Raw genomic sequence first — 26424 nt, 5'->3', positions numbered from 1 at the left:
TTCCCGAGGCCCGCGGATGACTTCCGACGAAGAGCCCCCTGACACACAAGAGCTTCCTTCGACCTCCACACCGGCCTCCCAGCAGGAGCGGGAGGCGTGGTTGCGCGCGCAGCTCGAGGCCGCAGCCCCCGCCTGTGAGAGCTGGGGGGTGGTGCCCTCGCGGCTGCACGAGGCGCTGCTGCGGAGCTACCGGAGCGGTTCTCTTCCCGCCACCCTGTTCCTGGACGACCTGGTGCTGGCGCTGGCCTGTGCGGACGGCCTCGCGCGTGCGCAGCGGGAGCTGGACCGGCGAGCCAGCGAGCGGATTGCTCAGGCGGCTCGCCGTGTGGACCCCTCCGCCGCCTTCGCCGAGGAGGTTCGACAGGCGGTGCGCGAGCGGCTGCTGCTGGGCTCCGAGGGCAGCACGCCCCGCATCCTCGAGTACTCCGGCCGAGGCCCGCTGGCCGCGTGGGTGGGAGTTGTCGCCATGCGCCTGGCGCTCAACCTGCGCCGCGGCGTCCAACCGCTGAGCCTGGACGAGCGGCTCGTCACGGGACTCTCCGTGCCCTCTCCGGACCCGGAGCTCGCACTCATCAAGAGCGAGTACCGCGAGGCCTTCCAGCGGGCCTTCCGCGCGGCGCTCGCCACGCTGGAGGACACCGAGGTCAACGTGCTGCGCCTTCACTTCTCCAAGGGGCTGAACATCGATGACATCGGCCGCACGTATGGGGTGCACCGGGCCACGGTGGCGCGGTGGATTGCCCGCGCGCGCGAGCGACTGCTGGTGGGCATCCGTCGCCAGCTCATGGATTCGCTGCGCCTGGGGCCGGAGGAGTTCGAGTCCCTCATGGAGCTGGTGAGGAGTCAGGTTCACCTGTCACTCTCGAAGGGGCTCGAGCCCTGAGCTGCGAATCCCCATCGTGCGGGTTCTTCTCTGTAACAGGCAGTCCTTCTACTTCGACGGCAACCTGGTCTACACCGCGAACGTCAGCATGCCCGACCGCATGTACATCCTGCTGAGCTTCCAGTTCGGCAGTGCCAGCGGCTCGGGCGATGCGTCAACGCCGACAGGGCAGGGGAACGCGTTCGACATCCGCTACATCCGGGCCTGGAAGTTCAAGTAGCCGCCTTCCAGGGGGCCGCACGGTCACTCAGTGGGCCGTGCGAGTCCCCGGCAACAGGCGGACCAGCAAGGCCGCCAGCGATGAGGTCGTCGCCAGCAGCGTCACCGCCACCCATCCCCAGTGGGCCAGCATGAGGCTGCCGCTTGCCGCGCCGAGAGACATGCCGATGAACACGCCGACGAACAGCACGGCGTTGAGTCTGCTGCGTGCCGCGGGATCGATGCCAAAGACAATCGCCTGATGCGCCACGAGCGTGATTTGGACGCCGAGGTCGAAGCCAATCGCGCTGGCGGCGATCAGCCACAGCCGAGCGCTCGGCTCGAGCCACGGCGACACGAGCATCGTGGCGAACGAGAGGGCAGTCAGTCCGGCGCCCAGGCGCGTGACCACTGCGGGGCCGAAGCGATCCGCGATACGGCCTGCCACCGGCGCGCCCAGTGCCCCGGCCGCGCCGGCCAGGCCGAAGGCACCGGCGGCCGCGCTGCCCAGGTGGAACGGTGCGCCGTGCAGCATCACCGCGAGGGTGGACCAGAACGCACTGAAGCCGACCGAGAGCAGGCCTTGCGCCAGCGCGGCCCGGCGCAGCGCACCGTGCTCGCGCCACAGGCCGGCGAGTGAACCGAGCAGGGCTCGATACGTGAGCGTGCTGGTCGGGCGGAAGCGAGGCAGGCCTCGCCATGCCACCACGCCAATCATGGCTACGCTGGCAGCGGCAATCATGTACATGGCGCGCCAGCCGAAGTGCTCGGCGACCACGCCGCTGATGACGCGAGACAGCAGGATGCCGAGCAGCAGGCCGGTCATCACCGTACCCACCACCTTGCCGCGTTGCTTTTCGGGCGCCAGGGTCGCGGCGGCCGGCACGATGTCCTGCGCCAGGGTCGCCGTCAGGCCGACGGCGAAGCTCACCGCCAGCAGCAGGTGGATGCCCGGGGCGATGCTGCCCAGCAGCAGCGCCACACTCAGGAGGGCCGCCTTGATGAGGATGATGCGGCGCCGGTCGAAGCGGTCGCCGAGGGGCGTCAGCAGCAGGATGCCCAGCGCGTACCCGAGCTGGGTGAGCGTGGGCACGAAGCCCACCGCGGTAGCCGAAGCGCCGATGTTGGCTCCGATCACCCCCAGCATCGGCTGGCTGTAGTAGAGCGACGCCACCGACAGCCCGGCGCCCGCGGCGAGCAGCAGGCTCAGTCCACCCGATAAAGGCGCGCTGCCGTCATGGCTGGCGGTCGCGGGCCGAGACGACTTGGGCGTCGTGGTGGAGGCCGCCGAGGCCACGGTGCCGTTTCCGGCGGTGCTATGTACGGTGCGAATGAGAGACATGGTGTTCACCCCTGGCGTTGAAGTCGAGGCAACTGTGCGCCAGGCGTGTGGGCGTCGGTAGTAGCGTGCTTCGCACAATGGATATACGTTCCGCGTATAAAGCTGCTGAACGTGCTCCGTTATGCCCCAGCCTTCAAAGCCGCCTCGACCGCGTGTTTCCCAGCCGCGGAGGTCCCAACCCGCTGCGCCGTCCACCGCCGACCGGCTCGAGCTGATGCAGACGTTCGTGCGCATCGTCGACGCAGGCAGCCTCTCCTCCGCCGCCGCGCAGTTGGGCACCACGCAGCCGACGGTGAGTCGCCGGCTCCAGGCGCTGGAGCGCTCGCTGGGACTGCGGCTCCTGCAGCGCTCCACCCATGCCATGAAGCTCACCGAGGACGGGGTGCGCTGTTATGAGCGCGCGAAGGAGCTGCTGGCCAGCTGGGAGATGTTCGAGTCCGACCTGCGCGGCGCGGGCGACGAACCGGAGGGCTCGCTGCGGGTCGTGGTGCCTCACGCGTTCGGGCAACAGCTGCTGGTGGGGCCGCTGACGGAGTTCCTGAATCGCCACGCGCGGGTCTCGGTCGAATGGCTGCTGTACGACCGAGCCGCGGACTTCATCGCGGACGGCATCGATTGCGCCATCCACGTCGGCGAGGTGCATGACCCCAGCGTGGTGGCGATCCGCGTGGCCGAGGTGCCGCGCATCGTGGTGGCCGCGCCGTCCGTGCTGGCGGGCCTGTCCATGCCAACCCATCCCGATGAGCTCGCACGGCTGCCCTGGCTGTCGCTGCGCACGTTCTATCGCAACGAGCTCTCACTGACCCACGTGACCACCGGCGAGGTCCAGCCCATCGCCTTCCACCCTCGCCTGAGCACGGACAGCCTCTACGCCATCCGCAGCGCCGCGGTGAACGGCCTGGGTATCTGCGTGGCCTCGGCCTGGGTGCTCCACGAAGACATCATGCAGGGGCGACTCCTGCACCTGGTGCCGCGCTGGCAGGCCGCGCCCTTGCCCATGTATCTGGTCTATCCGTATGCCCGGTTCTATCCGGCGAGGTTGCGCACCTTCGTGGCGTTGATGCGGGAGAGAATCCCCGCGGCCTTGGCAGCGATGAAAAGGGGTTCAGACGATTCGTAGGGACTCGGGAGACGTCGGAGTAGACAGCTCGGACTCGGAGTGCTCGCGGTTCACGCACGCGACTGGTTCCACTCCAGGCGGTACGAGTACATCTTCGACTGGCCGGAGGCGCCGAGCCGCAGGAAGAAGGGCAGCAGCCGATCCCGAAACCACTCCGAGACCGCGCCGCTCACGGCCTTGCCGCTCCCGTTGCGGCGTGCGGCGCGGAAGATGGCGTCCACCCGGGGACGACGGGCCTTCTCGAAGGCGGCAAAGGCCTTCGCCGGGGTGGGGATGTCTCTCAGGCACTGGGCCAGCACCAGCGCATCCTCCATGGCGAGGGACGCGCCCTGACCCGCGCTCGGAGACATCGCATGCGCGGCATCCCCCAGCAGGCAGACCCGGCCCGAGTGCCACCGCGGCATCGCGTGCAGGTCATAGATGGGCCAGGGCCCCAGGAGCTTCGGCGTGGCGCGAATCACGTCGCTGACCCACGGCGGATCCTCCCGATGGAGCTCCAGGAGTCGCTCGCGCTCCCGGGTAGGGTCCGAGTGCTTTCGGAGTGCTTCCAGGTCCGGGCTCTCGGGCGCGCCGTTGTGGAACCACCAGATCTCCCCCGACGGCGTGACGAAGGCGCCGAAGAAGGCCCGCCGCCCGAAGAGCATGAGGTTGACGCCCGGCGGCACGGGTACCTGGACGCCCTGGGCGAAGCCACCGTAATCGAGGAGCCCCGTGAAGCGCGGGGCCGGGGCGTCCGGGAGGATGAGCGACCGCACCCGGGAGCGCAGCCCATCACAGCCGATGAGGAGGTCCGCCGACGCCTCCGAGCCATCCTCGAAGCGGGCCATGACGTGGCTCGGGTGGGTCTCGTCCACGGCCACGAGCCGCTGGCCCCACCGGATGTCCACGCCCTGCCGGGCGGCCTCCTCCGCCAGGAGTGCGTTCAACTGTCCACGTCGGATCATCGTCAGGGGCCTGCCGAACGCGCTCGCATCCCCGCTGCGATCGATGGAGCCGATGGCTTCTCCCTTTCGATTGATGAACTGGAAGGATTCACACGCGCTTCCCGCGGCAGCCACGGCGGCGGCCACTCCCAGCGGCTCCAGGGCATTCATCCCGTTCGGAGCGACGCCCAGGAAGGCACCTTCTCCCACCGCGGCCGTTGGCCGGGCCTCGATGATGGAGACCTCCAGCCCCAGCCGCTTGAGCCACATTCCCAGGACCGGTCCCGCGATGCCTCCCCCCACAATCAGCACTTTGCGCATGTCTCTCGACCTCCGTTTCCAGCTTCATATGCGGAGACACCGATTCACTTGCAGTGATGATTCGTGATCATATCGTACACTGATATGAACCTGTCCTCCCTCGACCTGAACCTGCTCCTCGTGCTGCACACGGTGCTCGAGGAGAAGAGCGTGGCGAAGGCCGCGGCGTCGCTGCACGTGACCTCTTCGGCGGTGAGCAATGCGCTCGGACGGCTGCGCGGCCTGCTGGGAGATCCCCTGCTGGTCCGCCAGGGGCGCGGCCTGGTGCCTACACGCAAGGCCACCGAGCTGGCCCCGCGCCTTCGAGCCGCGTTGAAGGAGTTGCAGGGGGCACTGGAAGAGGCCGACGCCCCCTTCGTGCCCGCCCAGACCGACCGGATGTTCACGCTGGCGTGCTCGGACAATGACCAGCTTGCAAGGGTGCCGAGGATCGCCGCGGTTTTCTCGGCGCGGATGCCTCGCGCGACGCTGAGGATCGTCAGCATCGACCAACTCGAGGCCACGGACGGACTCGCCAGCGGACAGGTGGATGCTGTCATTGGCCCGCTCGAGGCAGCCACGCCGGGACTGCACGCGGCGGAGCTGTATCGCGACGAAGCGGTGATGGTGGTTCGCAGGGATCACCCCAAGGTGGGCAAGCGGCTGTCGAAGCAGGCCTTCAATGAACTCCAGCACGTGGACATCTGGCTCTCCATTGAAGGGCCAGGTGTAGGGCACCGCTTCATCGAGGGTTTCTTTCAGCGGCACGGCCTGCGGCGGTCCGTCTCCCTGGTGGTGCCCAGCTTCGCCGCGGCGGCGATGGTCGCCGCGACCACCGATCTGCTCGCGGGCCTGCCGCGCCTCGTGGCGGAGTCACTCGCCCAACACCTGCCCCTGCGAATTCTCGAGCTGCCCGTGGCCCCACCGCCTTTTCAGATGCACCTCCTCTGGCACGAGCGCACACATGCCGATGAGGGAGCGCGTTTCTTCCGGGAGCTCGTCCTCGGAGCCATGCGCCCTCCTGGAGTGGGCTAGGCCTCGGCGCGACAGCCCTCTTATGCACAGAGCCTTCTGGTATATGCCTCCGCATGAAAATCGAAGACATCCAGCCAGAGTGGCTCACAGAACTTCTTCGGGCCGGGGGCTCTCTTCCTTCGGGAGCCGTGGCTGCGGTGCAGGTGGAGCGCTCGTCGCGTCATTTCTCCACGGTGGCGCGGCTGCAAGTCCAGTACACCGCCGACGCGCCTTCCACCGCGCCCACAGCCCTGTTCCTGAAGAGCAGCAACCGTTCCTCGGAGGTGGTGTTCCACACCGAGGTGAAGCCCACGCTGCGAGACGCCCCCGCGCTTCGCTGCCTGGGCAGCCAGGTGGAGCAGGAGGTGACCTGGCTGCTCTTCGATGACATGACCGGGACGCATCTATCACTTCCCGAGAACGTGCCACCCACGCGGGCCATCTATGAGCAGCTGGTGGACTGCCTGGCGGGGTTGCATGTCCAGCGCTGGGAGGACGCTCAGATGCGCGAGCGGTTCGCCACCCGGAATGGGGATCCGTCCTACGGCTTCCTCTTCAAGCAGACGCTGGGGGCTTTTGGTGCGTTCGTGGACGCTCTGGAGGATCGCCTCTCCGATGAACGCCGCGCGCTCTACGAGCGGGTGCTCGCGGTCTGGCCCCGCATGTGCCTGGATCGAATCCAGCAAGGACGCGGTGTGACCATGATCCACGGCGACTCCCATCCGTGGAACTTCCTGCTCCCCCGGCCAGGTCAGGCGGGGAGGCTCTTCCTGGCCGATTGGGCGGACTGGCGCTTCGATTCAGGCACTCACGATCTGGCCTTCCTCGTCGCGCTGCCTTGCTTCCCGGAGCAGCGCGCGCGGATGGAGCAGGAGTTGGTGCGGCGCTACTGGCGGTGTCTGAACAAGGGCGGCGTGCGTTACAGCTGGGAGGAGTGCTGGCTCGATTACCGCAAGTCGGTGATTGGCACCCTGCTCTTCCCGGTGTTCTGGTGGTCGCTCGGCAGCCCCAGCAGCATCTGGTGGCCCAACCTGGAGCGGGCGGTGCTCGCGTTCCAGGATCTGGGCTGTGAGGATCTGCTCTGAGCGTGGTACTGGCGGGGCAGTCCATCGAACGCGACGTCTGTATTCGCAAGTCTTAGGGCTCAGGAATTGATGGACAGGGGTCCTCCTCAGGGCCCCTCCGTTCCAGCCCGTTCCCTCAAAAATCCTCCCATATTCTTATACGCCGCAGGCGTGGTCCTCTGTATGCGTATCGTGAATTCGGCGTCTCCTACGACTCTCACCTGCCGATATTGCGACCGACATCACAATTCGGTGCTCTCGTTCGTTTTGGAATGAAACTGCCTTGTCGCAAGCGTAGTTTCCTGTGCCAACCCCCCCACACATGGAGTTCCGCCATGCGTCGTGTGTCACGCTCGTTACTGTTGCTGACCGGCCTCGCCGCCACCCCGTGCGCCTTCGCGCAGAGCACGCCGGTCAACCTCGCGCTGAACCAACCGGTCAGTGTTAGCAGCACCGAGAACCCGGCGGCGTTCAATGCGGCCAACGCCACCGACGGCCGCCTGGACACCCGCTGGAGCTCGGAGTTCGTGAGCCCCTCGTGGATCACCGTCGACCTCGGCAGTGAGCAGTCGATCGGCCGCGTGGTGCTGCGCTGGGAGAACGCGCACGCCACCGTCTACACCATCAACGTCTCCAACGACGGCGTCAACTGGACCACCGTGTACACGAACGCCAGCGGCAAGGGCGGCACGGAAGACATCTCGTTCAATCCCGTCTCGGCGCGCTTCGTCTCCATGTACGGCACGGAGAAGAACACCCAGTACGGCTACTCGCTGTTCGAGTTCGAGGTCTACGCCACCGGTAACGGCGGCAACCCGACTGATCCCACCGACCCCACGGATCCGGAGCAGCCGGGCACGCCGGGCACGGTGCCCACCGTGTCGTACAACGCGCGCATCTCTGGCAACCAGACGGAACCCGCGGCGCCGTTCGACATCACCGACGTGGCAACGTTCAACAACCCGTGGGGCCTCGACTTCCTGCCCGACGGCCGTGTCGTGGTCACTGAGAAGAGCGACCGCATGTACATCGTGACGTCCGCGGGCGCGAAGACGTCCATCGGCGGCCTGCCGGTCTCGGTGGGTGCCAACGGCGGTGGTGGCCAGAGCGGCCTCCACGACGTGGCGGCCTCGCCGAACTTCGCCCAGGACCGCACGCTGTGGTTCAGCTACGTGGCCAAGGCCGCGGACGGCAACAACCACCTCACGCTGGCGACCGCGCGCCTCGACGAGAGCGCCGGTGCCGCGAACCTCTCCAACCTCAAGATTGTCTGGCAGGAGCCGTCGCGCTATTCGATGCGCGGTCAGCCGGGCGCGCGCATCGCGTTCGCGCCGAATGGCCAGCACGTCTTCCTCGCCGTCGGCGACGGCGACATTCCGGACGCCAACGGCAATCGCGGTGTCTCCGCGCAGATGCCGGACACCGGGCTGGGCAAGATCATCCGTCTCAACCTCGACGGCAGCACCCCCTCTGACAACCCCGAGGCGTCGGCCGGCGGCGTGCGCGGGCAGGTGTGGGCCACCGGCTTCCGCAACCCGTACGGCCTGGCGTTCGACGCGAGTGGCAACTTGTGGGAGACGGAGATGGGTCCCGCCTCCGGCGACGAGTTCAACTTCATCGTCAAGGGCGGCAACTACGGCTGGCCGCTGGTGAGCAACGGCAACCACTACAACGGCGATGCCTACATGCCGGGCCAGCCGTATCCGCGCCACGACACCGCGCCGCAGTTCGTGCAGCCGGCGGCGCACTGGGGCTGGTTCTCCACCACCAACTCCATGTCGCCCTCCGGGCTGGCGTTCTACAACGGCAACCTGTTCCCGCAGTGGAAGGGCTCCGCACTGCTCGGCTCCACCTCGTCCATCGCGCTGTACCGCGTGGTGATTGACCCGGCGACGAACAACGTCAAGGGTGTCGAGCGCTACGGCCGCAGTGCGAACGGCGTGTACACCGGTGCGGTGCGCGCGCTGAAGGTGTCGCCGTTCGATGGCAGCATTTGGTACGTCAAGGGCGGCAGCGACGGCGCGCTGCGCAAGCTGACCCCGAAGTCGTGAGCGTCATGATGGGACCGGGTTGAACCCGGTCCCATCAGCAGGTTGCGGCCGTGTGGGAGTGGGCTTACATCGCGCTGATCACGACCTGTCCGCGCGCGCGCCTGCTCGCCATGTGCGCCACGGCTTTGCCGGCCTGCGCGAGCGGATACGTCTTGTCGATCACAACCTTCACAGCGCCCGACTGAATCAGCGCGCCGATGTCCTCGAGGTTCTTGCGCGATGGAACGAATTGAATCGTGCGCCACTGCCTGGACTTGAAGAGCGCCCCGAAGGCCATGCTGGGCAGCGTCCCCAGCCACTTGTGGGTGCCGATGCTGTTGGGCAGCAACACCCCGTTCGCGGTGAGGACGCGCGCCGATACCGACGGAGGGTGGTTCATCACGTTGTCCATCACGACGTCGTAGCGCGCGTCCTGCTCCGGGTAGCTCGTCTGCGTGTAGTCGATGACGTGGGAGGCACCGAGCGAACGCACCAGCTCGACGTTCCTCGTGCTGCAGACGCCCGTGACCACGGCACCCAAGGCCTTGGCAAGCTGCACGGCGAACGTTCCCAGGCCGCCGGAGGCGCCGTTGACGAGCACCTGCTGACCTGCGCGGACGCGAGCGACATCGCGGATGGCCACCAGCGCCGTCACGCCTGACATCACAGCCCCGGCGGCTTCCTCGAAGCTGAGCTTCGCCGGCTTGTGCGCCAGTTGCGTCGCCGGGACCACGGTGTATTCGCAGAAGGTCCCAGGAGCGCCGCGCTTGTAACTTCCCGTCCACACCGAGCCGAACACGGCGTCGCCGGGTGCGAATCCAGTGACGTGGGCGCCCACCGCTTCCACGACGCCGGCGACGTCCGAGCCGCGGACCGGCGACACGGGCGCACGGAGGCCCATCACCGGGCGCAACGCGTAGGGAGCTCCGAGGGTGGCGATGCAGTCCGGCGTGTTCACCGACGTCGCGTGCACACGGACGAGGACTTCACCGTCCCCCGGCGTGGGGATGTCGCTCTCGCCCTGCACCAGGACGCGTTCAGGCTCGCCATAACCGCTTTGCAAGATGGTTCGCATGTGGACCACCCTACGCGTGCGGAAATGGGCGCCCAACGGCGGATTTCGGGATGCTGGCGTGCAAAAATGTGCGCATGGACTGGGACGACCTTCGCTACGTGCTGGCGCTCCACCGCGAGAAGACGCTGTCCGACGCCGCTGCCACCCTCGGGGTCTCTCGGACCACCGTCGGGCGGCGCCTGAAGGAGGCCGAGGAACGGCTGGGCGTCCGGCTCTTTGACCGCACCGAAGAAGGCTTCGCGGCCACGGCTGCCGGCGACGAGCTGGCCGAGACCGCGGCGCGACTGGAGGCGGAGATCCACATGACAGAGGGGCGGCTTCTGGGCCGTGACGCCGAGCTTCGCGGTCGGCTGCGGGTCTCGACGGTGGACTTCCTGTTCGCGGGTTTTCCCGAGGTGTTTTCCAGCTTCATCCAGCGTTATCCGGGGGTGGAAGTGACCCTCGGCGTGACCAATGTGCAGGTCTCGCTCCTTCGCCGCGAGGCCGATGTGGCGCTGCGTCTGGACAACAATCCGGCGGAGGGATTGGTGGGCCGCCGTGTCGGTCGATTGCAGTTCGAAGCCTACGCCGCGCGTTCACTCGTCGAGCGGGTGGGCCCCGGTGCCACCCTCGCGGACTTCCCGTGGCTCCATTCAGACGAGCGCTCCGATGGACGTTGGCTCGATAACTGGCTGGCCCGGAACGCGCCGGGAGCCAGAGTGTCGCTGCGCTCCGACGACTTCGCGGTCCGCCGACGCGCGCTCTCCGCCGGCATCGGCGTCACCTTCCTGGCGTGCTTTGACGGCGACGCTGATCCAGGGCTGGTGCGCGTGGGGGCGCGCCTCTCCGAAGAGGCGCGCGATCTCTGGGTGCTGACGCTGCCCGAGCTTCGCAACAACAGTCGTATTCGCGCCTTCATGGACCACGTCTACGAAGCCTTCAAACCCCATCAGCGCGCGCTCGAGGGGGGCTCATAGGCCAGAAACGGCCAGCAGCTCAGGGGAGCCGGAAGACGCGCACGTTCTCTTCTCCCTTGCGCACGTAGACGAGGGCGTCGTGCGTCGGCAGGTAGAAGAAGCGGTTCTTGACGAGATCGTGCCATCCGCCGAAGGCGCCGGCCTCCCACTGTGGCGCCTCGCTGAGCTTGAGGGTCGTCGGGTCGACCTCGAAGGTCCGGTACTCGAAGCGCCCATCCCCGTCGCGGTCATATGGGAACGCGGCGATGTAGCGGTTGAGCGGTGGCACGTAGGTGAAGAGCATTCCCTCGAAGTAATCGGTGTAGCAGCGTGAGAGCTCGAGGTCGTGCTCCAGGTCCAGGCGCTCCCACTTCCCCGTGTCCATGTCGACCGTGATCAGCCTCGGAGGGAAGGTATCGTGTTGCGACTCCGGGTAGGGGAAGCTCACCAGCTTGCGATTGACCCTGACCATCTGGGCGAAAAACCAGGCGGGGGGCGTGATGACCTCCCAGTTCCAGGACTGGTCGTCGGTGTCGAAGGACCACCACCTCGAATAGTTGTAGTTCTCCGTGGGACCAAAGAGGTACCGGTGTTTCACCTCGTCCCAGAACGTCCAGCCGGCAGAGCCGCCGTATCCGGTCGCCCCGTCGTAGGTGGCACCCGGGGTGTTGAAGGGGTTGTGGCGCTTCCAGGTGTGGGTGAGCAGGCTGTAGCGCCACATCCGCCGGACGCCAAAGGCCACCTCCTGGAGGTCCGGGTTGTAGACGAGCCCGTTGTACGTGTGGCGGGCCACCGGGTGGCCGGTTGACGCGGCGGGCCGGTCCGGGTCGAAGAACTCATCCGAGAAGACGTCACTGTCCGGGTGGGCCTTGGCGTACTCCGCGGCGGGCGGGTAGTTGCTGTACGTGATTCCATAGGTGACGCCTGCCCAGTTCACCGGGTTATCGGGGAGCTGCTCGATGCTCCAGCGCATCTTCGCCATGTCGAAGCGGTAGAGGCCGTTGTTGGAGCTGTCGGCGTGCCCGCCGCCGAAGGCCCACCAGCGGGCGCGAGGCGCGTCGACCGCCAGGCCGGAGTAGGCGTTGATGACCGCGGCGATACCCCCGGAGCCGAGAGCCCGGAAGCCAGGGAGCGCCGCCTTGACCTCCGCGTCGAGCGAGGTGAGCGGCGTACCCGCGACCTCGATCCACCGCCCCTTGGGGACGAGCGCCCACGACCCCTGGTTCACGAGTCCCGACCCGTCACGCCCAGGGGTCCACACGTTGCCCTCGAGTTTGCCGGTGTCCGTGCCGCTGCCCCAGGTGAAATCAGGAGGCGGCCCCGCGTCGGGTGGCGGAGGGCCCTCCGAGGACGGAGAAGTGCAGCCAGCGTGCACTCCCGCGACGGAGAGTGCCAGGAAGAGAATCCAAGATGACGAATGTCGGTCCAGACGGACTGCGTTCATGTTCCATTCCTCGATAGGATTGCTGAACGGCCACGCCAAGTGCGGAAGGCGCTCCTGTGCGCCTGCCCCGATTCATAGGGCGATCATCCTAAAGTGATAGGCTGACGCACTCTGAGTCCTAGCCCGTGGCTCGCGTCGCTGAGCCGCTGAGCTGGTGTCAGAGAATTCGAGCGGCACTGACAACTCTCCAGTCGCTGACAAACTAAATCATTAGTTGCATTCCAACTAAGACCTTAGTAGATTGCGGCTCGTGCGAAATACGACCGTTCGATTCATCACCGCCGCCGCGCTCGCTTTGACGACGATGGCCGCCCAAGCGCAATCCGTGGCCTTCACGTTCGACGACGGCCCGCATGTCAGCGACACGCCGCGCATGAACGCGCAGCAGCGCAACCAGGCCCTACTGGATGCACTGGCAAAACATCGCGTGCAGGCCGCGCTGTTCGTCACGGCGGGGAACGGCGCCCATACCGAGGCGGGCCTGGCACTGGCGCGTGCGTGGGGCAAGGCAGGCCACGCGATCGGCAACCATACGATGACGCATCCGGACCTGCACAAGGTGCCGCTCGAGGCATACCAGCGCGAACTGCTCGAGTGTGACCGCATCATCCGCGGCCTGCCGGGTTATCAGAAGTGGTTCCGCTTTACCTTCCTGCGCGAAGGGAACACGCCGGAGAAGCTCGACGGCATGCGCGGCTTCCTCAAGCAGCAGGGCTACCGGAATGCGTACGTGAGCCTCGATACCAGCGACTGGCGGCTCAATGACAAGTTGGTGGAGACGCTGACGAAAAATCCCGCCGCCGACGTGAGTGCGATCAAAGAGGCCTATCTGAGTCACATCCGCCAGCGCGCCCTGGCCTATCGCGACTTGTCGCGGAAGCTGCAGGGCCGCGATATCGCGCAGGTGATGCTCCTGCACCATAACCTGATCAACGCGATGTGGCTGGATGATGTGATTGCGATGTTCAAGCAGATGGGGTGGACAATCACCACGCCGCAGGCGGCGTTCGCCGACCCGATCTATGCGCTCGCGCCGGATCGCCCGGTCGCGGGACAAAGCCTGCTGCTGTCGATGTCCCGCGTGCTGGGCCTCGGCAGGTTCGAGGGATGGGAACGGCTGGTGGATGACGGCGATTACGAAATCGCCGCGCTGGCTGCGAAGGGATTCTAGGAATCCAGCCGCCTTGTGCGGTAGCAGGAGACTCCCAGTCATAGGCGAACCCGACGGAGTCAATCTGCCGGCGGAAGTGGGCGACGGAAGGGCGTAAACACAGGGCGGCCCCCCAGGGCCACTCTCCCATACCGAGTTCAGTCGATGACCCCACACCTTCGCTGGAACCCCCTGGCCGCGCTCGCTGCGGCACTGCTGCTGGCCGCCTGTGGCGGACAGCCCTCCCAGCCTCCCGGCGCCCCGGGCACGGCCCCCCAGGGCTTGGACGCGGCGAGCACCGGGCTGGCGTACTACCCGCTGCTCACCCCCTTCGACCTGCTGGACACGCAGGACACGCGCTTCCCGGTGGCCGCGTACTACGCGCCCGGCACGTTCCTCCGGGGCGTGCTGACGTACCCGGTGCGAGCCATTGGCGCTGTGCCAGCGGCGGCGCGGGCGGTTGTGGCGCGCGTGGCCCTCACCGAGTACTCGGGCGAGTGGGCCGACTGCTACTGGTACTGGAACGACTCCTCCGCGCAGGAGGAGTTCGTCTGCCCGTGGACCTACAACGACGTGGGCAATGAGCCTGGCTCGCCCTCGCGCTACCCGGTCGTGAAGTTCTCCGCGGCCGGCGTCCCCGGGTACATCCGGCTGGGCTCGGGCCCGGCGCGGCCCACGTCGCAGGTGGTCATCCTCCCGCTGTCCGCGGACGGCACCCTCACGGTGGAGACGCAGAGCGGCGTCAACGTGCACGTGGAGCTGCTGGGCTACCTCGCGGCCCCCAGCCCGGGCGGGCTCTACCTGCACCTGCTGTCCCGGCCCCGCAACCTCTTCGCCACGCTGCAGAGCTCCCCGTCCACCGCCCAGGGCTTCAGCCGGCTGCTGCGGCCCGGTGAGTCCCTCCGGCTGCCCGTGCAGGGCACGTGGACGACGGACGTCAGGGACGCCAACGGGCTGGTGCGCAAGGAGCCCTTCACCGTGCCCCAGAATGCCCGGGTGGTGATTGGCAGCCTGGAGGCCTTCGTCGTGCCGCCCAACAGCACCTGGCACCTCCCGCTGCGCAACGCCGTGTACGCCGACGGCGAGGTCGTCCCCGAGGAGGGCACGACGTTGTGGGACGAGCAGGTGGAGCGCGGCCCGTTCTGGTCCAACGTCAACGAGGACGGCAGCGTGCGCCTCTGGTCCAGCACCGACACCTCCGTGAGCCTGGACGTGACGGGTTACTTCAGCGCCACGGCGGCGGACGACGGCAATGGCCCGGGTCTGCTCTTCACGCTGGCGCCCCAAGCCACCGCCGCGGTGGCGACGAACACGGGGAACTGGGACCGCCGGGCGCTGCTCACGCCTCCGGCCGGCCTGCCCCGCGCGCCGCGCGCTGTCTCCGGGCGCCTGCACTACCGCAGCGTCAACCTCAGCCACGGCAACGGGGCCCTGCGCCTGCGCATCGCCGCCGAGGACGTCACGCCCGCGTACACCCGCGCGCATGACCTGGTGGGCTCCGCGGAGGACTCGCTCGACGAGACCACCTTTGTCAGCCGCCTCGGCGCGGGCAACGCGCTGAACTTCCTCATCCAGATGAACATCGACAACCCGCCGGCCACCGACCACCTGGAGGTGGACGTGTTCGGCTGGTGGACCGCCGCGCAGTAGCGCGGGCCCGGGCGTCGACCCGGGGCGGCCTCAGTGCCCCGGGTCCGCGCCGCGCAGGGTGTCCGGCAGTGAAAAGGTCGCGCCCAGGCCCCTGCCGAGCATCTGTTGGCGAGCGCTTTGCTATGTGCCCCGCCGGGCAGCATTCGGGTGGCGAGGTGGGCGATGGCGGAGCAGTTCGAAGCACGCAAGGCGTTGGTGGCGAAGGCAGCGACGCTGTTTCCGAATGACACGGTGGTGCGGGCGCTGGCGCTCATGAAGCGCTATGGGCTGGACCGGCTGCCGGTGGTGGACGAGTCGCGTGGGGAGCTCATCGGCGACGTGACGGCCGAGGAGCTGCGGAAGGTGTGGGAGCACTCCCCGCTGGCCTGTATGTCGGAAATTCTTTCCCTGAAATCCTTGCAGGAGGACGACGACGGCACCTCCTGGCGCCCTCGGGTGTCGCTGGTGTCGCCGCTGGTGGACGTGTACCGCACCAGCAAGAAGTGGAAGCAGTAGCTCCGAGCCTCAAGGGTCCAGTGTCACGAGGCCGGGATTGGTTTCACCCGGCTGAAGAAATGACTTCAGCCGGCAAGTACTCCCGTTGCGGATGCAATACCGACCCGTCCTCCGCGTTTGAGAGTCCACCCGGAATTTTCCGGGGGTATTCGGACAGGGATTCTCGAACCATGCGGAAGCTTTTTCGACGTCCGTTCACCGCGCTGACGTGCGCGATTGCATTGGGACTCCAGGCGTGTGGCGAAGGACCGCCACCGGAGCAGGGTGAGGCGCCGCCGGCGGAGGTCGCGGCCGTGAACGCCCAGGCGCTCCCCTCCACCGCGCAGGACGTGGAGCCGGACATCCTGGTTGCGCTGCAGTCCATCCCCGGGCTCACGGTGCGGGAGGGCCCGACGCGCATCCCCGGCACGCGCTTCTTCATCCTCACCTATGACCAGCCGGCGGACCACTGGCACCCGGAGGGCCAGCGCTTCCAGCAGCGCATGACGTTGCTGCACCGCTCGACGCAGGCGCCCATGGTGCTGGCCAGCACGGGCTATGGCATCGGCACCAGCGCCGGACAGACGGAGCCCACCGCCATCCTCCAGGCCAACCAGCTCCTCGTCGAGCACCGCTTCTTCGGTCCCTCCATCCCCGAGCCCGCCAACTGGGCGCACCTGACGCTGGGGCAGGCCGCGGCGGACCACCACCGCATCGTCAGCGCCTTCAAGTCCCTCTATGGCGCGAAGTGGGTGAGCACCGGCGCGAGCAAGGGCGGCATGACGTCCGTCTACCACCGCAGTCTCTACCCGAACGACGTGGACGCCACCGTGGCCTACGTGGCGCCCAGCAGCCACGGCCCGCAGGACCCGCGCTACGTCCACTTCCTCAGTACCGTGGGCGACGCCGCGTGCCGCGAGCGCATCCGCGACTTCCAGCATGACGCACTGTCGCGTCGCGAGGAGCTGGTGCCCCAGGTCGCCGCGGCGGCGACGGCCGGGGGCGCGCCGCTCGACTTCCTCGGCGCGGACAAGGCGTTCGAGTTCATGGTCCTCGAGCTGCCTTTCTCCTTCTGGCAGTACAGCCCTCCCGAGACGTGCACCACCATCCCCGAGCCCGGCGCGCCGGCGGAGCAGGTGCTGGAGGCGCTGAGCGGCATCGTCGGCTACTACAGCTTCAGTGACCCGGCTATCCAGTACTACGCGCCCTACTACTTCCAGGCGGGCACGCAGCTGGGCAGCTACCGCTCCGACGAGCGGCACCTGCGCGGGCTCGTGCGCTACCCGCGGCAGTACGCACCCGCCGCCCTGGTGCCCTTCCCGATTGAGCCCTACGGGTTCGACTTCTGGTCCATTCCCCTCATCGAGACGTGGGTGAAGGCGCGCGGCGAGCGCATGCTGTTCATCTACGGCGAGCTGGACCCGTGGTCCACCAACGCCTTCGACGTGCGCGAGCGCAACGACTCGTACCGGCTCTTCGTCCCCGGCGGGAACCACAACTCCTCCATTTCCCGCCTGCCGGAGACCGAGCGCGCCTTCGCCGTGGAGCGGCTCAGCACGTGGATGGGCCTGCAGCCCGTGGAGCAGGAGCGCGTCGCGCGGAAGGCGGCCCGCCTGGCCTCGGGCGAGGAGCCGGTGCAGTCGCTCATCATCGACCGCCGCCGCCCGCCGTCCCAGGAGTAGCCGTCACTCGCCGGCCTCTACCGTTCCCAGGTCAGCCGCACCCGCGTGCCATGGGGCTCCAGTGTGTCGATGGTGATTCCCCACGAGAACCGCCGGGCGAGCCGCTCCACCAGGGAGAGTCCGATGCCAAAGCCCTCCTGCCCCGGCTCGACCGAGCCGAAGCCGACGCCGGTGTCGGAGAGGGTCCACGCCGTGGGCTCGATGCCGATGACGATGCGCCCCTCGCTCGTGTAGGCGAGGGCGTTCTTGAGGAGGTTTCCCAGCATCACCCGGGCCACGGGGGCAGGGAGGGGGGCCAGGACTTCCCCCGCGGACTCGATGGAGAGCTCGACGCGGTCGCTCTGGCGCAGGTGCTCGTACAGCGCGACCAGCTCACGTGAGACTCGGAGCAGCTCGCAGCGCTCCTCGGAGCGGCGCTCCCGCGCCAACCAGAGGATGCCCTCCGTGAGCAGGCCCATCTGGCTCACGGCCTGGCGAAGGCGGCGGAACGTCTCCGCGTCTCGGGGTGGGTCGAGCTCCAGAATCTCCACCGCCCCCTGGGCCACGGCCAGGGGCGTGCGCAGCTCGTGGCTCGCGTCGCGGTTGAACCGCCGCTCACGCTCCAGCAGCTCCTGGATACGTTCGTCCCGCATTCGCAGCGCATCGAGCAGCGCGCGCACCTCGGCCACTCCGCCATCGTCTTCGGGGAGCGCTCCGTCCTCTTCCCGCAGCCGTTCCACGAGTTGCTCCAGCGGCCGACCGAGGCGGCGGGCCACGACGTGGCCGAGCAGCGCGGCAGCCAGCAGCGCCAGCAGCGCGCTGGTGAGGAGCAGGTCGGTTCTCCGCCGAAGCTGGGACGTCGTGCTCGTCAGTGCGGACACGTCGAGCGCGACATACCGGGGATTCCCATTCGCCGCGCCAGGGCGCACCGCGACGTGGAAGTGTCCGTGGCCATTGGTGGGGACCTCGTATTCGCCCTGGGGCGCCTCCGCCAGTCGCTCTCTCAGCCAGGGAGGCAGCGAGGTCTGGCCGGAATACGTGGTGATGCCCGGCAGATGCGCCGGCTCGGGCCGGTCCGCCTCGGCGGCGACGAGCCGGTTGAAGATGACGTCCTCGAGGTCATAGCTGAAGAGCGTGAAGAACGCGCCCATGAGCACCAGCGCGAACGCCGCGGAAAGCCACATGGAGCGGAGCAGGAGATTACGAATCGGTCTGGCACTTGCTCGCATCCAGGCAGTACCCCTCGTTTCGCCGGGTGGTGATGGCATGCTCGATTCCCAACCCGGCGAGTGCCTTCCGCAGGGCGTAGACGTGGGTGCGTAGCGCGCTCGAGTCCGGCGCGTCGTCCCCCCAGAGCCGCTCCGCCAGCGTCTCCGTGGAGACGGCGGCGGGCGCGGCCTCCATGAGGAGCCGCAGGATGAGAGCCTCGGTGCGATGGAGCCGGACGGTGCGCTCGCCCCAGCGCAGCTGTCCGCTCTCTGGCTCCAGCGCGAGTCCTCCCAGGGTCAGTCGCCGCCCGCTCGGGGGAACGGGCCGGCGTGCCAGCGCTTCCAGGCGCCAGCGCAGCTCCCGGAGCGAGAACGGCTTGACGAGGTAGTCATCCGCGCCCGCCTGGAAGCCCTCTTGCTTGTCCTCGAGCGTGTCCCGGGCCGTCAGCATGAGGATGGGAACGAGCCGTGGTGCGAGCTGCCGGTAACGCTCGCACACCTCGATGCCGCTCATGCCGGGCAGCATCAAATCAAGCACGATGACGTCGTAGGCGTTGGCCAGCGCGAGCGCGAGCCCCTGGGGGCCGGTGGCCGCGAAGTCCAGGAGGAAGTCTGGCTCCAGGAACCGGGCGATGTTGGCCTGGAGGTCACGATTGTCCTCGACGATGAGCACGCGCATGGAGGGAGCGCCGGACTCCTGTTCCGGACGCAACGAGGATGGTACCAGCGGCCATGTCAAACGAGTGTCAACGCGTGACTGACGCGGGGTTGACCTGTGTGTTGGCAGTGTGGGTGCCCTCTCTCAAGGAGGAGTACCGCGATGACGCGCTTCCTGTTGCTGGGTCTCTTGTTCCTGTCCACCTCCGTGGCCCATGCCGCCCGTCCCACCGTGCCGATGGAGGTCCAGGCAGAGGATGGGGAACGGATTCCCGTACTGGTGCTGGAACCGGAAGGAGACGCCGCGAATCCGCCCGTGGCCGTCCTCCTGCACGGCCTTACCCGAAACAAGGAGGACTGGCTGTCTGATACCGCTCCCACGTATGGCGGGGCGCTGACGGAGAACCTGCTGCGCTCCGGCTACCGGGTCTACCTCATGGACGCGAGGCGGCACGGGGCACGGGCGACTCCCGACGCGAAGCCCGGCGCCCTCGCGAAGCGAGCGCACAACGGGGACACCGCGCCCTATCAGGCGATGATCGTGGACACCGTGCGCGATGCGCAGGCGCTCCTCGCGCGGGTGCTGGCCAAGGGCAAGCCACCGCGGGTGCTCGTCGCGGGTTACAGCATGGGCGCCCAGGTGGGGCTCCTGCTGGCCTCACGCGAGCCACGCGTCACGCATCTGGTGACGATGGTGCCACCGCACGTCGACCCCGTGCTGGGCGACGCCGCGCCAGTGAACCGCATGGGCGGGATTCAGCAGCCTTGGCTGCTGCTGACCGCGACGCGCGACCAGTTCTCCACGGCGGAGAACAACCAGGCGCTGTTTGAGGCCGCGCCTTCCAAGCGCAAGGAGCGCAAGGCCTTCGACAGCGGGCACGCCTTGCCGCGCGAGTACCTCGACGAGGTGCGCCGCTGGTTGAGCGAGACGCGATAGTCCCCACTCGACGATGCGTTGGCCCCGGCACCTGCCAGGGCGGGCCGCGGCACGACGGAAGACCTGAACGTGCCACGTTGACAGGCGCCTGTCGAATTGGCATATCCCTGTCCATGGCGAAACTCACGGCGGCAGGAGAGGTCTTCACGGAGCTGGTGCTGGAGGTCTTCCGCATCAACGGCCTGGCCTTGGAGGCAGGCGACGCGCTGACGGAGCCCCTGGGGCTCAGCAGCGCGCGCTGGCAGGTGCTCGGCGTGGTGGACCACGAGCCGGCGCCGGTGGCGAACGTGGCGCGCATCATGGGGTTGGCCCGTCAGAGCGTGCAGCAGACCGCCGACGCGCTGGAGCAGGCTGGCTTCATCGAATACACGGAGAACCCGCACCACCGCCGCGCGAAGCTCATCACGATGACGGCGCGGGGCCGAGAGGCACTTCGCAAGGTGGAGGCGCGCCAGGCCGCCTGGGCGAACCAGCTCGCGGCGAGGCTGGACGCGAAGACGCTGCAGACCGTGGCGGAAGGACTGCGCCAGGTGCGGCAGTGTCTCGAAGAGGCCGCGGCGCCCACCACTGGCCGCCAGGGTGGAGGTGCCCGATGAGCGGCACGTCGACGATTCCCCTCCTGCCTTGTGTCTCGCTCGACGAGACGTTGGACTTCTACCGGGCCCTGGGCTTCGAGGTGACGTACCGGCAGACCGCCCCCAATCCCTACGCCGTGGTGCGTCGCCAGGACTTCGAGCTGCACTTCTACGGCCTGAAGGGGCTGGAGCCCGCGTCCAGCCACAGCACGTGCCTGGTGGTGATGCCCGAGGTGGAGCCCCTGCACACGACCTTCGCCGAGGCGCTGCGCCGCGCGCTCGGCAAGCTGCCCGTGTCCGGCATCCCCCGCCTCACGCGGATGAAGCCGGGCCAGGGCCGGTTCACCCTGGTCGACCTGAACGGCAACTCGGTCATCTTCGTGCGGCGCGAGAAGGCCGGAGCCAGCCGCGGCGAGGAGTACCCGCCCTGGAAGGAGTCCGACTCCCGGCTGGCGAAGGCGGTGGCCGCGGCAGCCCGCCTCCGGGACTTCAAGACAGACGACGCCGCGGCGGCGAAGGTCCTCGACGTGGCGCTCGCCCGAAACGAGCCCGCCCCTCCTCTCGACCGAGCCCGCGCCCTGGCGGCCCGCGCCGAACTGGCGGTGGCCCTGGGGGACAAGGCACGCGCCAGCGCCCTGCGCGCGGAGCTCCAGCAGGTGCCGCTCTCCGCCGAGGAACGCCAGCGCCTCCAGTCAGAGCTGGGAGCCGCGGATGACCTGGAGCGCGCGCTCCGGTAGCGGGACTTCATCGAGGTGCCGCGCACCTGCCAATCGGGAGGTGCGTTCCCTGGCTGCAACTCCGCCTTGACTCCTGCTCACTCACGTAACATATGAAGTGGCATGAAGCGCGACAGTCGGCTCTCCGTTGCACTGCACGTTCTCCTCCATATGGAGGAGATGGCTCCCGTGGTGACGTCGGAGGAACTAGGGCAGTTGATGAAGGCGAATCCCGTGGTGGTGCGGCGGACCATGGCGGGTCTGCGCGAGGCGGGGATCCTGCGCTCGGAGAAAGGGCACGGCGGGGGATGGTCGCTCGCGCGCAAGCTCGATTCAGTGACGCTGGGAGACGTGTACGACGCGCTCGGAACACCCACCCTGTTCAGCATCGGCCCTCGTCACGAGAGCCCCGGATGCCTCGTCGAGCAGGCCGTCAATCATGCACTCGGCAAGGTGCTCGGCGAGGCCGAAGCGCTCCTCATGATGCAGCTGCGAAGCATCTCGGTGGCGGACATCGCGAAGAGCGTTCACCGCGATCGTTCTCGTCCCGCGAAGAAGAGACCCGATGTCCATGCAGGACGTGCGCGTCATTCCATCTCACACCGAAAGCGAGCTCCATGACTGCCATCACGCACCGCACCGTCAAGACGAACGGCATCCACCTCCACATCGCCGAGGCCGGTGAAGGCCCCCTCGTGCTGCTGCTCCACGGCTGGCCGGAGTCCTGGTACTCCTGGCGCCACCAGCTCCCGGTGCTCGCGGCCGCCGGCTACCACGCGGTCGCACCCGATGTTCGCGGCTACGGCCGCAGCGACAAGCCGCAGGCGATCGAGGCGTACAGCATGAAGACCCTGCTCGCCGATTATGTCGGCCTGCTGGATGCGCTCGGGGAGAAGACCGCCGTCGTCGTCGGCCACGACTGGGGCGCGGCGATGGCGTGGAACAGCGCCGCGCTCTACCCGGACCGCTACCGCGCCGTCGTCGGCATGAGCGTGCCGCACCTCGGCCGCTCACCCATGCCGCCAACGCAGCTCTTCAAGGCCATGTTCGGAGAGAAGTGGGTCTACATCCTCTACTTCCAGGAGCCTGGCGTCGCGGAGGCGGAGTTCGAAGCGGACATCCCGAGGACGATGCGCACGATCCTCGCCGGAGCCCCTGGGTTCGACTCGGAAGCCCTGGTCGCACGGGCCAAGAAGAAGGGCGACAAGTTCCTCACGGGTCTCGACACCCCCGGTCCGCTCCCCGCCTGGCTCACGGAAGAGGACCTGGCGTATTTCGTGAGGGAGCTCACGGGCAGCGGCTTCCGTGGAGGTCTCAATCGCTATCGCAACATGGATCGCGACTGGGAGGAGTTGCCCGAACTGGCGACGGCCAGAATCGAGCAGCCGGCTCTCTTCATCATCGGAGAAAAGGACCCGGGGCGCGCGTTTTCCCCGGTTGAGCAGATGAAGCCGTTGGTGCCCAATCTCAAGGATGTACTCGTCCTCCCCGACGCGGGTCATTGGATTCAGCAAGAGCGCGCAGCCGAGGTCAACGCGGCGCTGCTGGCCTTCTTGAAGGCACTGCCCGCCTGACCGGGAATGAGCACGTTGCTTCAAGCCGCCACAGCCCGAGAGTCAACGGGCCAGGCCCTCCACGGTCTCGATGTGGTTCAGGAGCGCCGCCGCGAGCGGGGGCACGACGGCGCGTGGAATCGCGTGCCCCATTCCGTCGATGGTCACCAGGGTGGAGCGAGGCAGGGTCTCCGCGAGGAACCGCGAGTTGGACTCGGGATTGGTGGGATCCTCCGGGGTGGCGATGACGAGCGTGGGCACGGTGACGTGAACGAGCTCCGCCCCCCGAGCCAGTCCGGAGGCGTCAGCCCGCGCGTGAGCATTCGAGGTGTCGTGACGGCCAGCGTGGGCGATGATGCGCTGCTCGAGTGCGCGGAACTCCTCGGCGTCGAAGGGAAGCTTCCTCCCGTTGAGTCTGCGCCAGTTCTCGACCCACCATTCGATTTGCGCCTCGCGGTCGCGCGGCTCGAACATGTGGCTCCAGAACGCGTACAGGTCCGGGTCGATGGGGGCTCGTGCCGTCGCGTTGGCGCGGGCGGGAGCGCCTTCGAGGGCGGGCGCCCCGATGACCGTGGCGCTGAGCAGCCGCTCGGGATGCGCGACCAGGAGCCACTGCACCAGGAGGCCTCCCAGCGACAGGCCCACGACATGCGCGCGTTCGATGCCGAGCGCATCGAGGATGGCCAGCGCGTCCTCGGCCATCCGGGTCGCGGAGTAGGGGATCCTGTCGAAGGCCCGGGTGGACGCTCCGGTGTCCCGGTGGTCATAGCGGATGACCCGGTGCTTCCGGGCCAGGCGCTCGACGAGCTCGTCGGGCCACACCCGTCCCGAGACGGTGGCGCCCATGATGAGCAGAACGGCGGGTGCATCCTCCGGACCTCGTGATTCGACCCAGAGCGAGACTCCCTCGGCCACCTCGACGAAGCGTTCCATGGTCCCAGCTTCGCAGAATATCAGGGGGGAGGCGCTGTCTTGCCCAGGCCAGGGTTGATCATCCCCTTGAGGGCCCACTCAGGGGGAGCTCGACGACGAAGGTCGAGCCCAGACCCGTTTCGCTGTGAACGGCGATGGAGCCCCCCAGGTTGTCGACGATCTGCCGGCTGATCCAGAGCCCGAGGCCGAAGCCCCCGTAATGCTGGATCGACACTGCCCGCTCGAACCTCTGGAAGATGCGCTCCTGGTCCTGCGCCGAGATGCCGATGCCATGGTCCCGGACGACGAGGCGCGCGCTTCTCCCCAACCGCTGTAGGTCCACCTCGACGGGCCTGCCCGGCCCGTACTTGATGGCATTGGAGAGCAGGTTGCTGACGACCTGATCCACGCGGAGCCGGTCCCACCTGCCGATGACGCCCGTGTCCGTCCTCAGGTGCAGTGAGCATCCCGCCCGGTCGAGTTCCTCCTTGTACTGCCCCAGCACGTCCTGGAGGACCTCTCCGAGGTCCACCTCCTCGAGATGGAAGTCGAGCCGGTTCGCCGTAATGCGGGACACATCCAGGAGGCTGTTCACGAGCTTCGCCAGCCGATCGATCTGCCCGTGGATCCGCATGAGCTTGCGGCTCCCTTCCCCCTCCGTCTTCCCGGCAGCCACTTCCGTGCGGTGTTCCAGGGCGTGCAGGTTCAGCTTCACCGAGGTCAAGGGGGTCTTGAGCTCGTGAGAGGCAATGGACAGGAACTCGTCCCGGACCGCGACGGCCTCCTTGAGCTCTTGCAGAAGCCGCTCCCGCTCCTCCTCCGCCCTCCGCTTGTCCGTCACGTCACGCGTCACCTTGGCGAAGCCGCGCAGCCTTCCGTCCGAGTCCCGCAGGGCGGTGGTGATGACATGCGCCCAGTAACGGCTCCCATCCTTCCGGACGCGCTCGCACTCGGACTCGTGCCGGCCGTGGAGGCTCGCCGTCGAGAGATCCTCTTCCACGCATCCCTCCCGTCGGGACTCTTCTGTGTACAGCTCCGAGACGTGCTGTCCGACGATCTCCTCCGCTGAATGCCCGTAGAGACGCTCGGCGCCCAGGTTCCAGGTCTCCACCCGGCCACCCGCATCCAACATGAAGATGGCGAAATCCTTCACCCCCGCGAGCAGCATCCGGAAACGCTCCTCGCTCTCGCGGAGTGCTCGTGCGACCCTGAGGTGCTCGGTCACGTCCCGCGTGAAGCACCGGGTGTGGAGGAACTTCCCGGTCTCGTCGAAGCGGACGCTGGAGGTGATGGAGACCTCGCGCACGGAGCCGTCCTTGCATCGAAGTCGCGCCGAGTACTCCACGAGCTTCTCCCCTCGCGTGAGCCGCTGGAGGATGTCCGCGATGGTTTCCCCGTCCGTGTGGAACTCGGCGATGTTGTGGCCGATGTATTCCTCGGCCGTGTAGCCGAGCGGCTCATAGTCTGACTTGTTCGCCCACAGGATGGTTCCATCGGGCGCGACCCAGTGAAGACCCAGGGCAGCCGAGTCGACGAAGTCAGCCAGGGCCTCCTGCGAGCGAGGATGGCAGGAGTTGATCCCTTCCTTGCCGTTACCCCTAGCGAGGGAGCGTGCGCAATTTTGTTGATCCATGAAGAGCACGCAAGGTGACGCTTGAGCGACGTGGAGAATTTCAGCTCCAACGACTCTACAGCGGATGGCGGTCCTCATCCGTTGGAAGGCCGGTGCAGGGAGCAAGCGAGCCGTTTCTCCCTCGGCACCCCTGCTCGCTGCAGCCCTTCCTAACACGGCAGTGGCGCCACTTCCAACTCCACCGGCTCACTTCTCCGCGAAACGCCCCTGTGCTCCTGCCATGTCCTCGCTGCCCCGCATGCTCCAGCGCTTCGTCCAGCTGAACCACTGGAACAGTCGCCGCGCTGGCCCCAATAGCAGTGGCAGACACGTGAGGCCCGGCCACTCGGCGCTCCTCTCCACCAATCCCTCCTTCACTCCATGGGCTAGCACGCAGCGAAGCCTGCCTACCATCGCCTCATCGTCCAGCACCGGCTCCGCCGAGTAACGCCTCTCCCAGAAACCGCCGCTCCAGTCCACCAGCCTCTCTACCTTCCTGAACAGATTGGAGCGCAAGTACTGCATGAAGGAGGCGAGCGCGGCACCCCGCGCCCACACCAGCCTCCCACCACCTCGTTCACCTCCGCGCTCGGACGCAGCAACAGCCGTCCCTGGAAGCACCTGAACGTGACGAAATAGAGACCCACCTCCTGGAACATCCTCAACGGCCAGCCCGTCCCCATCCCCTGCGTACGGTCCGCTCTCCGGACACCAACCTCTGGTTCTTTGACACTACCTCCGGCGGGGCGACGCCGGCACGCCACGGGCGGGGTGAGCGGGTGCAGCGGGCCGCTCTACCGCTTCGTGGCCTGGGTTGGCATGGGCCATCAAGGACGCGTCATGACATGGACACATACGCTCGTGCTTATTACGCAGAGCCTCCATGGCTTCAGCTACCCCTCCTCTCATCTGGTCCAGGAAGAGGGGGACCGCGTAAGCCTCCAAGGAAGAAGGAGGAACCACGGTGACTCGACTGATGCGCGGCCGCAAA

25 protein-coding genes are annotated in these 26424 nt (G+C 67.6%); 16 read left to right on the top strand and 9 right to left on the bottom strand.

All coding sequences use genetic code 11. From position 1 onward, the window contains the following. The first annotated feature begins 16 nt into the window (after positions 1-16). Together F0U60_RS53770 and F0U60_RS53765 are read left to right on the top strand one after the other, a co-directional pair. Positions 17-883 carry a sigma-70 family RNA polymerase sigma factor gene (locus F0U60_RS53770; RefSeq protein WP_395812299.1) on the top strand — a complete coding sequence of 289 codons (867 nt, stop codon included), beginning with the start codon at positions 17-19 and terminating at the stop codon, positions 881-883. A 16-nt stretch (positions 884-899) separates the two neighbouring features. Further along, the gene (locus F0U60_RS53765; RefSeq protein ID WP_395812298.1) at positions 900-1103 is read left to right on the top strand and encodes a hypothetical protein; all 204 of its coding nucleotides are present in this window, start codon (positions 900-902) and stop codon (positions 1101-1103) included. Between the two features lie 27 nt (positions 1104-1130). On the opposite strand, the gene F0U60_RS53760 is transcribed toward F0U60_RS53765, so the two are convergent. Then, entirely contained in the window at positions 1131-2423 is a 1293-nt protein-coding gene (locus F0U60_RS53760; RefSeq protein WP_395812297.1) for an MFS transporter, read from the bottom strand. Positions 2424-2637: 214 nt separating this feature from the next. On the opposite strand from F0U60_RS53760, the gene F0U60_RS53755 reads away from it, so the two are divergent. Next, the gene (locus F0U60_RS53755; protein WP_395812296.1) at positions 2638-3543 is read left to right on the top strand and encodes a LysR family transcriptional regulator; all 906 of its coding nucleotides are present in this window, start codon (positions 2638-2640) and stop codon (positions 3541-3543) included. 50 nt (positions 3544-3593) lie between these two features. Here F0U60_RS53755 and F0U60_RS53750 read toward each other — a convergent pair whose 3' ends face one another. After that, complete coding sequence (locus tag F0U60_RS53750) at positions 3594-4787, bottom strand: FAD-dependent oxidoreductase (RefSeq protein WP_395812295.1); 1194 nt, start codon at positions 4785-4787, stop codon at positions 3594-3596. An 84-nt stretch (positions 4788-4871) separates the two neighbouring features. Between F0U60_RS53750 and F0U60_RS53745 the strand changes: the two genes are divergently transcribed. From F0U60_RS53745 to F0U60_RS53735, 3 genes are all read left to right on the top strand, one after another. Continuing rightward, the gene (locus F0U60_RS53745) at positions 4872-5801 is read left to right on the top strand and encodes a LysR family transcriptional regulator (protein ID WP_395812294.1); all 930 of its coding nucleotides are present in this window, start codon (positions 4872-4874) and stop codon (positions 5799-5801) included. A 53-nt stretch (positions 5802-5854) separates the two neighbouring features. After that, on the top strand, positions 5855-6865 hold the full coding sequence (locus tag F0U60_RS53740) for an aminoglycoside phosphotransferase family protein (protein ID WP_395812293.1): 1011 nt from the start codon (positions 5855-5857) through the stop codon (positions 6863-6865). Positions 6866-7179: 314 nt separating this feature from the next. Beyond that, the gene (locus F0U60_RS53735; RefSeq protein ID WP_395812292.1) at positions 7180-8895 is read left to right on the top strand and encodes a PQQ-dependent sugar dehydrogenase; all 1716 of its coding nucleotides are present in this window, start codon (positions 7180-7182) and stop codon (positions 8893-8895) included. Positions 8896-8959: 64 nt separating this feature from the next. Here F0U60_RS53735 and F0U60_RS53730 read toward each other — a convergent pair whose 3' ends face one another. Further along, positions 8960-9949 carry an NAD(P)-dependent alcohol dehydrogenase gene (locus F0U60_RS53730; RefSeq protein ID WP_395812291.1) on the bottom strand — a complete coding sequence of 330 codons (990 nt, stop codon included), beginning with the start codon at positions 9947-9949 and terminating at the stop codon, positions 8960-8962. Positions 9950-10023: 74 nt separating this feature from the next. Here F0U60_RS53730 and F0U60_RS53725 point away from each other — a divergent pair, with 74 nt between their 5' ends. Further along, positions 10024-10905, top strand: coding sequence for a LysR family transcriptional regulator (locus F0U60_RS53725; RefSeq protein WP_395812290.1), 882 nt, complete (start codon positions 10024-10026; stop codon positions 10903-10905). Between the two features lie 19 nt (positions 10906-10924). Here F0U60_RS53725 and F0U60_RS53720 read toward each other — a convergent pair whose 3' ends face one another. Next, the gene (locus F0U60_RS53720; protein ID WP_395812289.1) at positions 10925-12328 is read right to left on the bottom strand and encodes a hypothetical protein; all 1404 of its coding nucleotides are present in this window, start codon (positions 12326-12328) and stop codon (positions 10925-10927) included. Between the two features lie 250 nt (positions 12329-12578). Here F0U60_RS53720 and F0U60_RS53715 point away from each other — a divergent pair, with 250 nt between their 5' ends. From F0U60_RS53715 to F0U60_RS53700, 4 genes are all read left to right on the top strand, one after another. Continuing rightward, positions 12579-13499 carry a polysaccharide deacetylase family protein gene (locus F0U60_RS53715; RefSeq protein ID WP_395812288.1) on the top strand — a complete coding sequence of 307 codons (921 nt, stop codon included), beginning with the start codon at positions 12579-12581 and terminating at the stop codon, positions 13497-13499. A gap of 144 nt (positions 13500-13643) precedes the next feature. Beyond that, positions 13644-15128 (top strand): hypothetical protein, encoded by a 1485-nt coding sequence (locus tag F0U60_RS53710; RefSeq protein WP_395812287.1) that lies wholly within the window; start codon positions 13644-13646, stop codon positions 15126-15128. Between the two features lie 162 nt (positions 15129-15290). Then, complete coding sequence (locus tag F0U60_RS53705) at positions 15291-15623, top strand: CBS domain-containing protein (protein WP_395812286.1); 333 nt, start codon at positions 15291-15293, stop codon at positions 15621-15623. Between the two features lie 170 nt (positions 15624-15793). Then, positions 15794-17284, top strand: coding sequence for a S28 family serine protease (locus F0U60_RS53700; RefSeq protein WP_395812285.1), 1491 nt, complete (start codon positions 15794-15796; stop codon positions 17282-17284). Between the two features lie 17 nt (positions 17285-17301). On the opposite strand, the gene F0U60_RS53695 is transcribed toward F0U60_RS53700, so the two are convergent. Both F0U60_RS53695 and F0U60_RS53690 read right to left on the bottom strand, forming a co-directional pair. Continuing rightward, the gene (locus tag F0U60_RS53695) at positions 17302-18447 is read right to left on the bottom strand and encodes a sensor histidine kinase (RefSeq protein WP_395812284.1); all 1146 of its coding nucleotides are present in this window, start codon (positions 18445-18447) and stop codon (positions 17302-17304) included. A 16-nt stretch (positions 18448-18463) separates the two neighbouring features. Beyond that, entirely contained in the window at positions 18464-19150 is a 687-nt protein-coding gene (locus F0U60_RS53690) for a response regulator transcription factor (RefSeq protein WP_395812283.1), read from the bottom strand. A 141-nt stretch (positions 19151-19291) separates the two neighbouring features. Here F0U60_RS53690 and F0U60_RS53685 point away from each other — a divergent pair, with 141 nt between their 5' ends. The 5 genes from F0U60_RS53685 to F0U60_RS53665 all read left to right on the top strand — a co-directional run bounded on the left by F0U60_RS53685 (position 19292) and on the right by F0U60_RS53665 (position 22930). Next, entirely contained in the window at positions 19292-20065 is a 774-nt protein-coding gene (locus tag F0U60_RS53685; protein ID WP_395812282.1) for an alpha/beta hydrolase, read from the top strand. A 113-nt stretch (positions 20066-20178) separates the two neighbouring features. Beyond that, entirely contained in the window at positions 20179-20661 is a 483-nt protein-coding gene (locus F0U60_RS53680; protein WP_395812281.1) for a MarR family winged helix-turn-helix transcriptional regulator, read from the top strand. Then, positions 20658-21377 (top strand): hypothetical protein, encoded by a 720-nt coding sequence (locus F0U60_RS53675; protein ID WP_395812280.1) that lies wholly within the window; start codon positions 20658-20660, stop codon positions 21375-21377. Before F0U60_RS53680 ends, F0U60_RS53675 begins: the two co-directional genes overlap by 4 nt. 102 nt (positions 21378-21479) lie before the next feature. Next, a complete protein-coding gene (locus F0U60_RS53670) occupies positions 21480-21977 on the top strand; it encodes an Rrf2 family transcriptional regulator (RefSeq protein WP_395812279.1) in 498 nt (165 codons plus the stop codon). Further along, the gene (locus tag F0U60_RS53665) at positions 21974-22930 is read left to right on the top strand and encodes an alpha/beta fold hydrolase (protein ID WP_395812278.1); all 957 of its coding nucleotides are present in this window, start codon (positions 21974-21976) and stop codon (positions 22928-22930) included. Before F0U60_RS53670 ends, F0U60_RS53665 begins: the two co-directional genes overlap by 4 nt. 42 nt (positions 22931-22972) lie before the next feature. Here the strand turns inward: F0U60_RS53665 and F0U60_RS53660 are convergent, their stop codons facing one another. The 3 genes from F0U60_RS53660 to F0U60_RS53650 form a co-directional block, all read right to left on the bottom strand. Beyond that, a complete protein-coding gene (locus tag F0U60_RS53660; RefSeq protein WP_395812277.1) occupies positions 22973-23842 on the bottom strand; it encodes an alpha/beta fold hydrolase in 870 nt (289 codons plus the stop codon). Positions 23843-23900: 58 nt separating this feature from the next. Next, a complete protein-coding gene (locus F0U60_RS53655; RefSeq protein WP_395812276.1) occupies positions 23901-25454 on the bottom strand; it encodes a PAS domain S-box protein in 1554 nt (517 codons plus the stop codon). A 186-nt stretch (positions 25455-25640) separates the two neighbouring features. Continuing rightward, positions 25641-25991 carry a hypothetical protein gene (locus F0U60_RS53650; RefSeq protein WP_395812275.1) on the bottom strand — a complete coding sequence of 117 codons (351 nt, stop codon included), beginning with the start codon at positions 25989-25991 and terminating at the stop codon, positions 25641-25643. Positions 25992-26424: the final 433 nt, after the last annotated feature.

Source organism: Archangium minus (assembly GCF_044360475.1).
Taxonomy (GTDB): Bacteria; Myxococcota; Myxococcia; order Myxococcales; family Myxococcaceae; genus Archangium; species Archangium minus.
The sequence above is the reverse complement of the archived record's forward strand: the minus strand, read 5'-3'. Positions and strand labels throughout refer to the sequence as shown.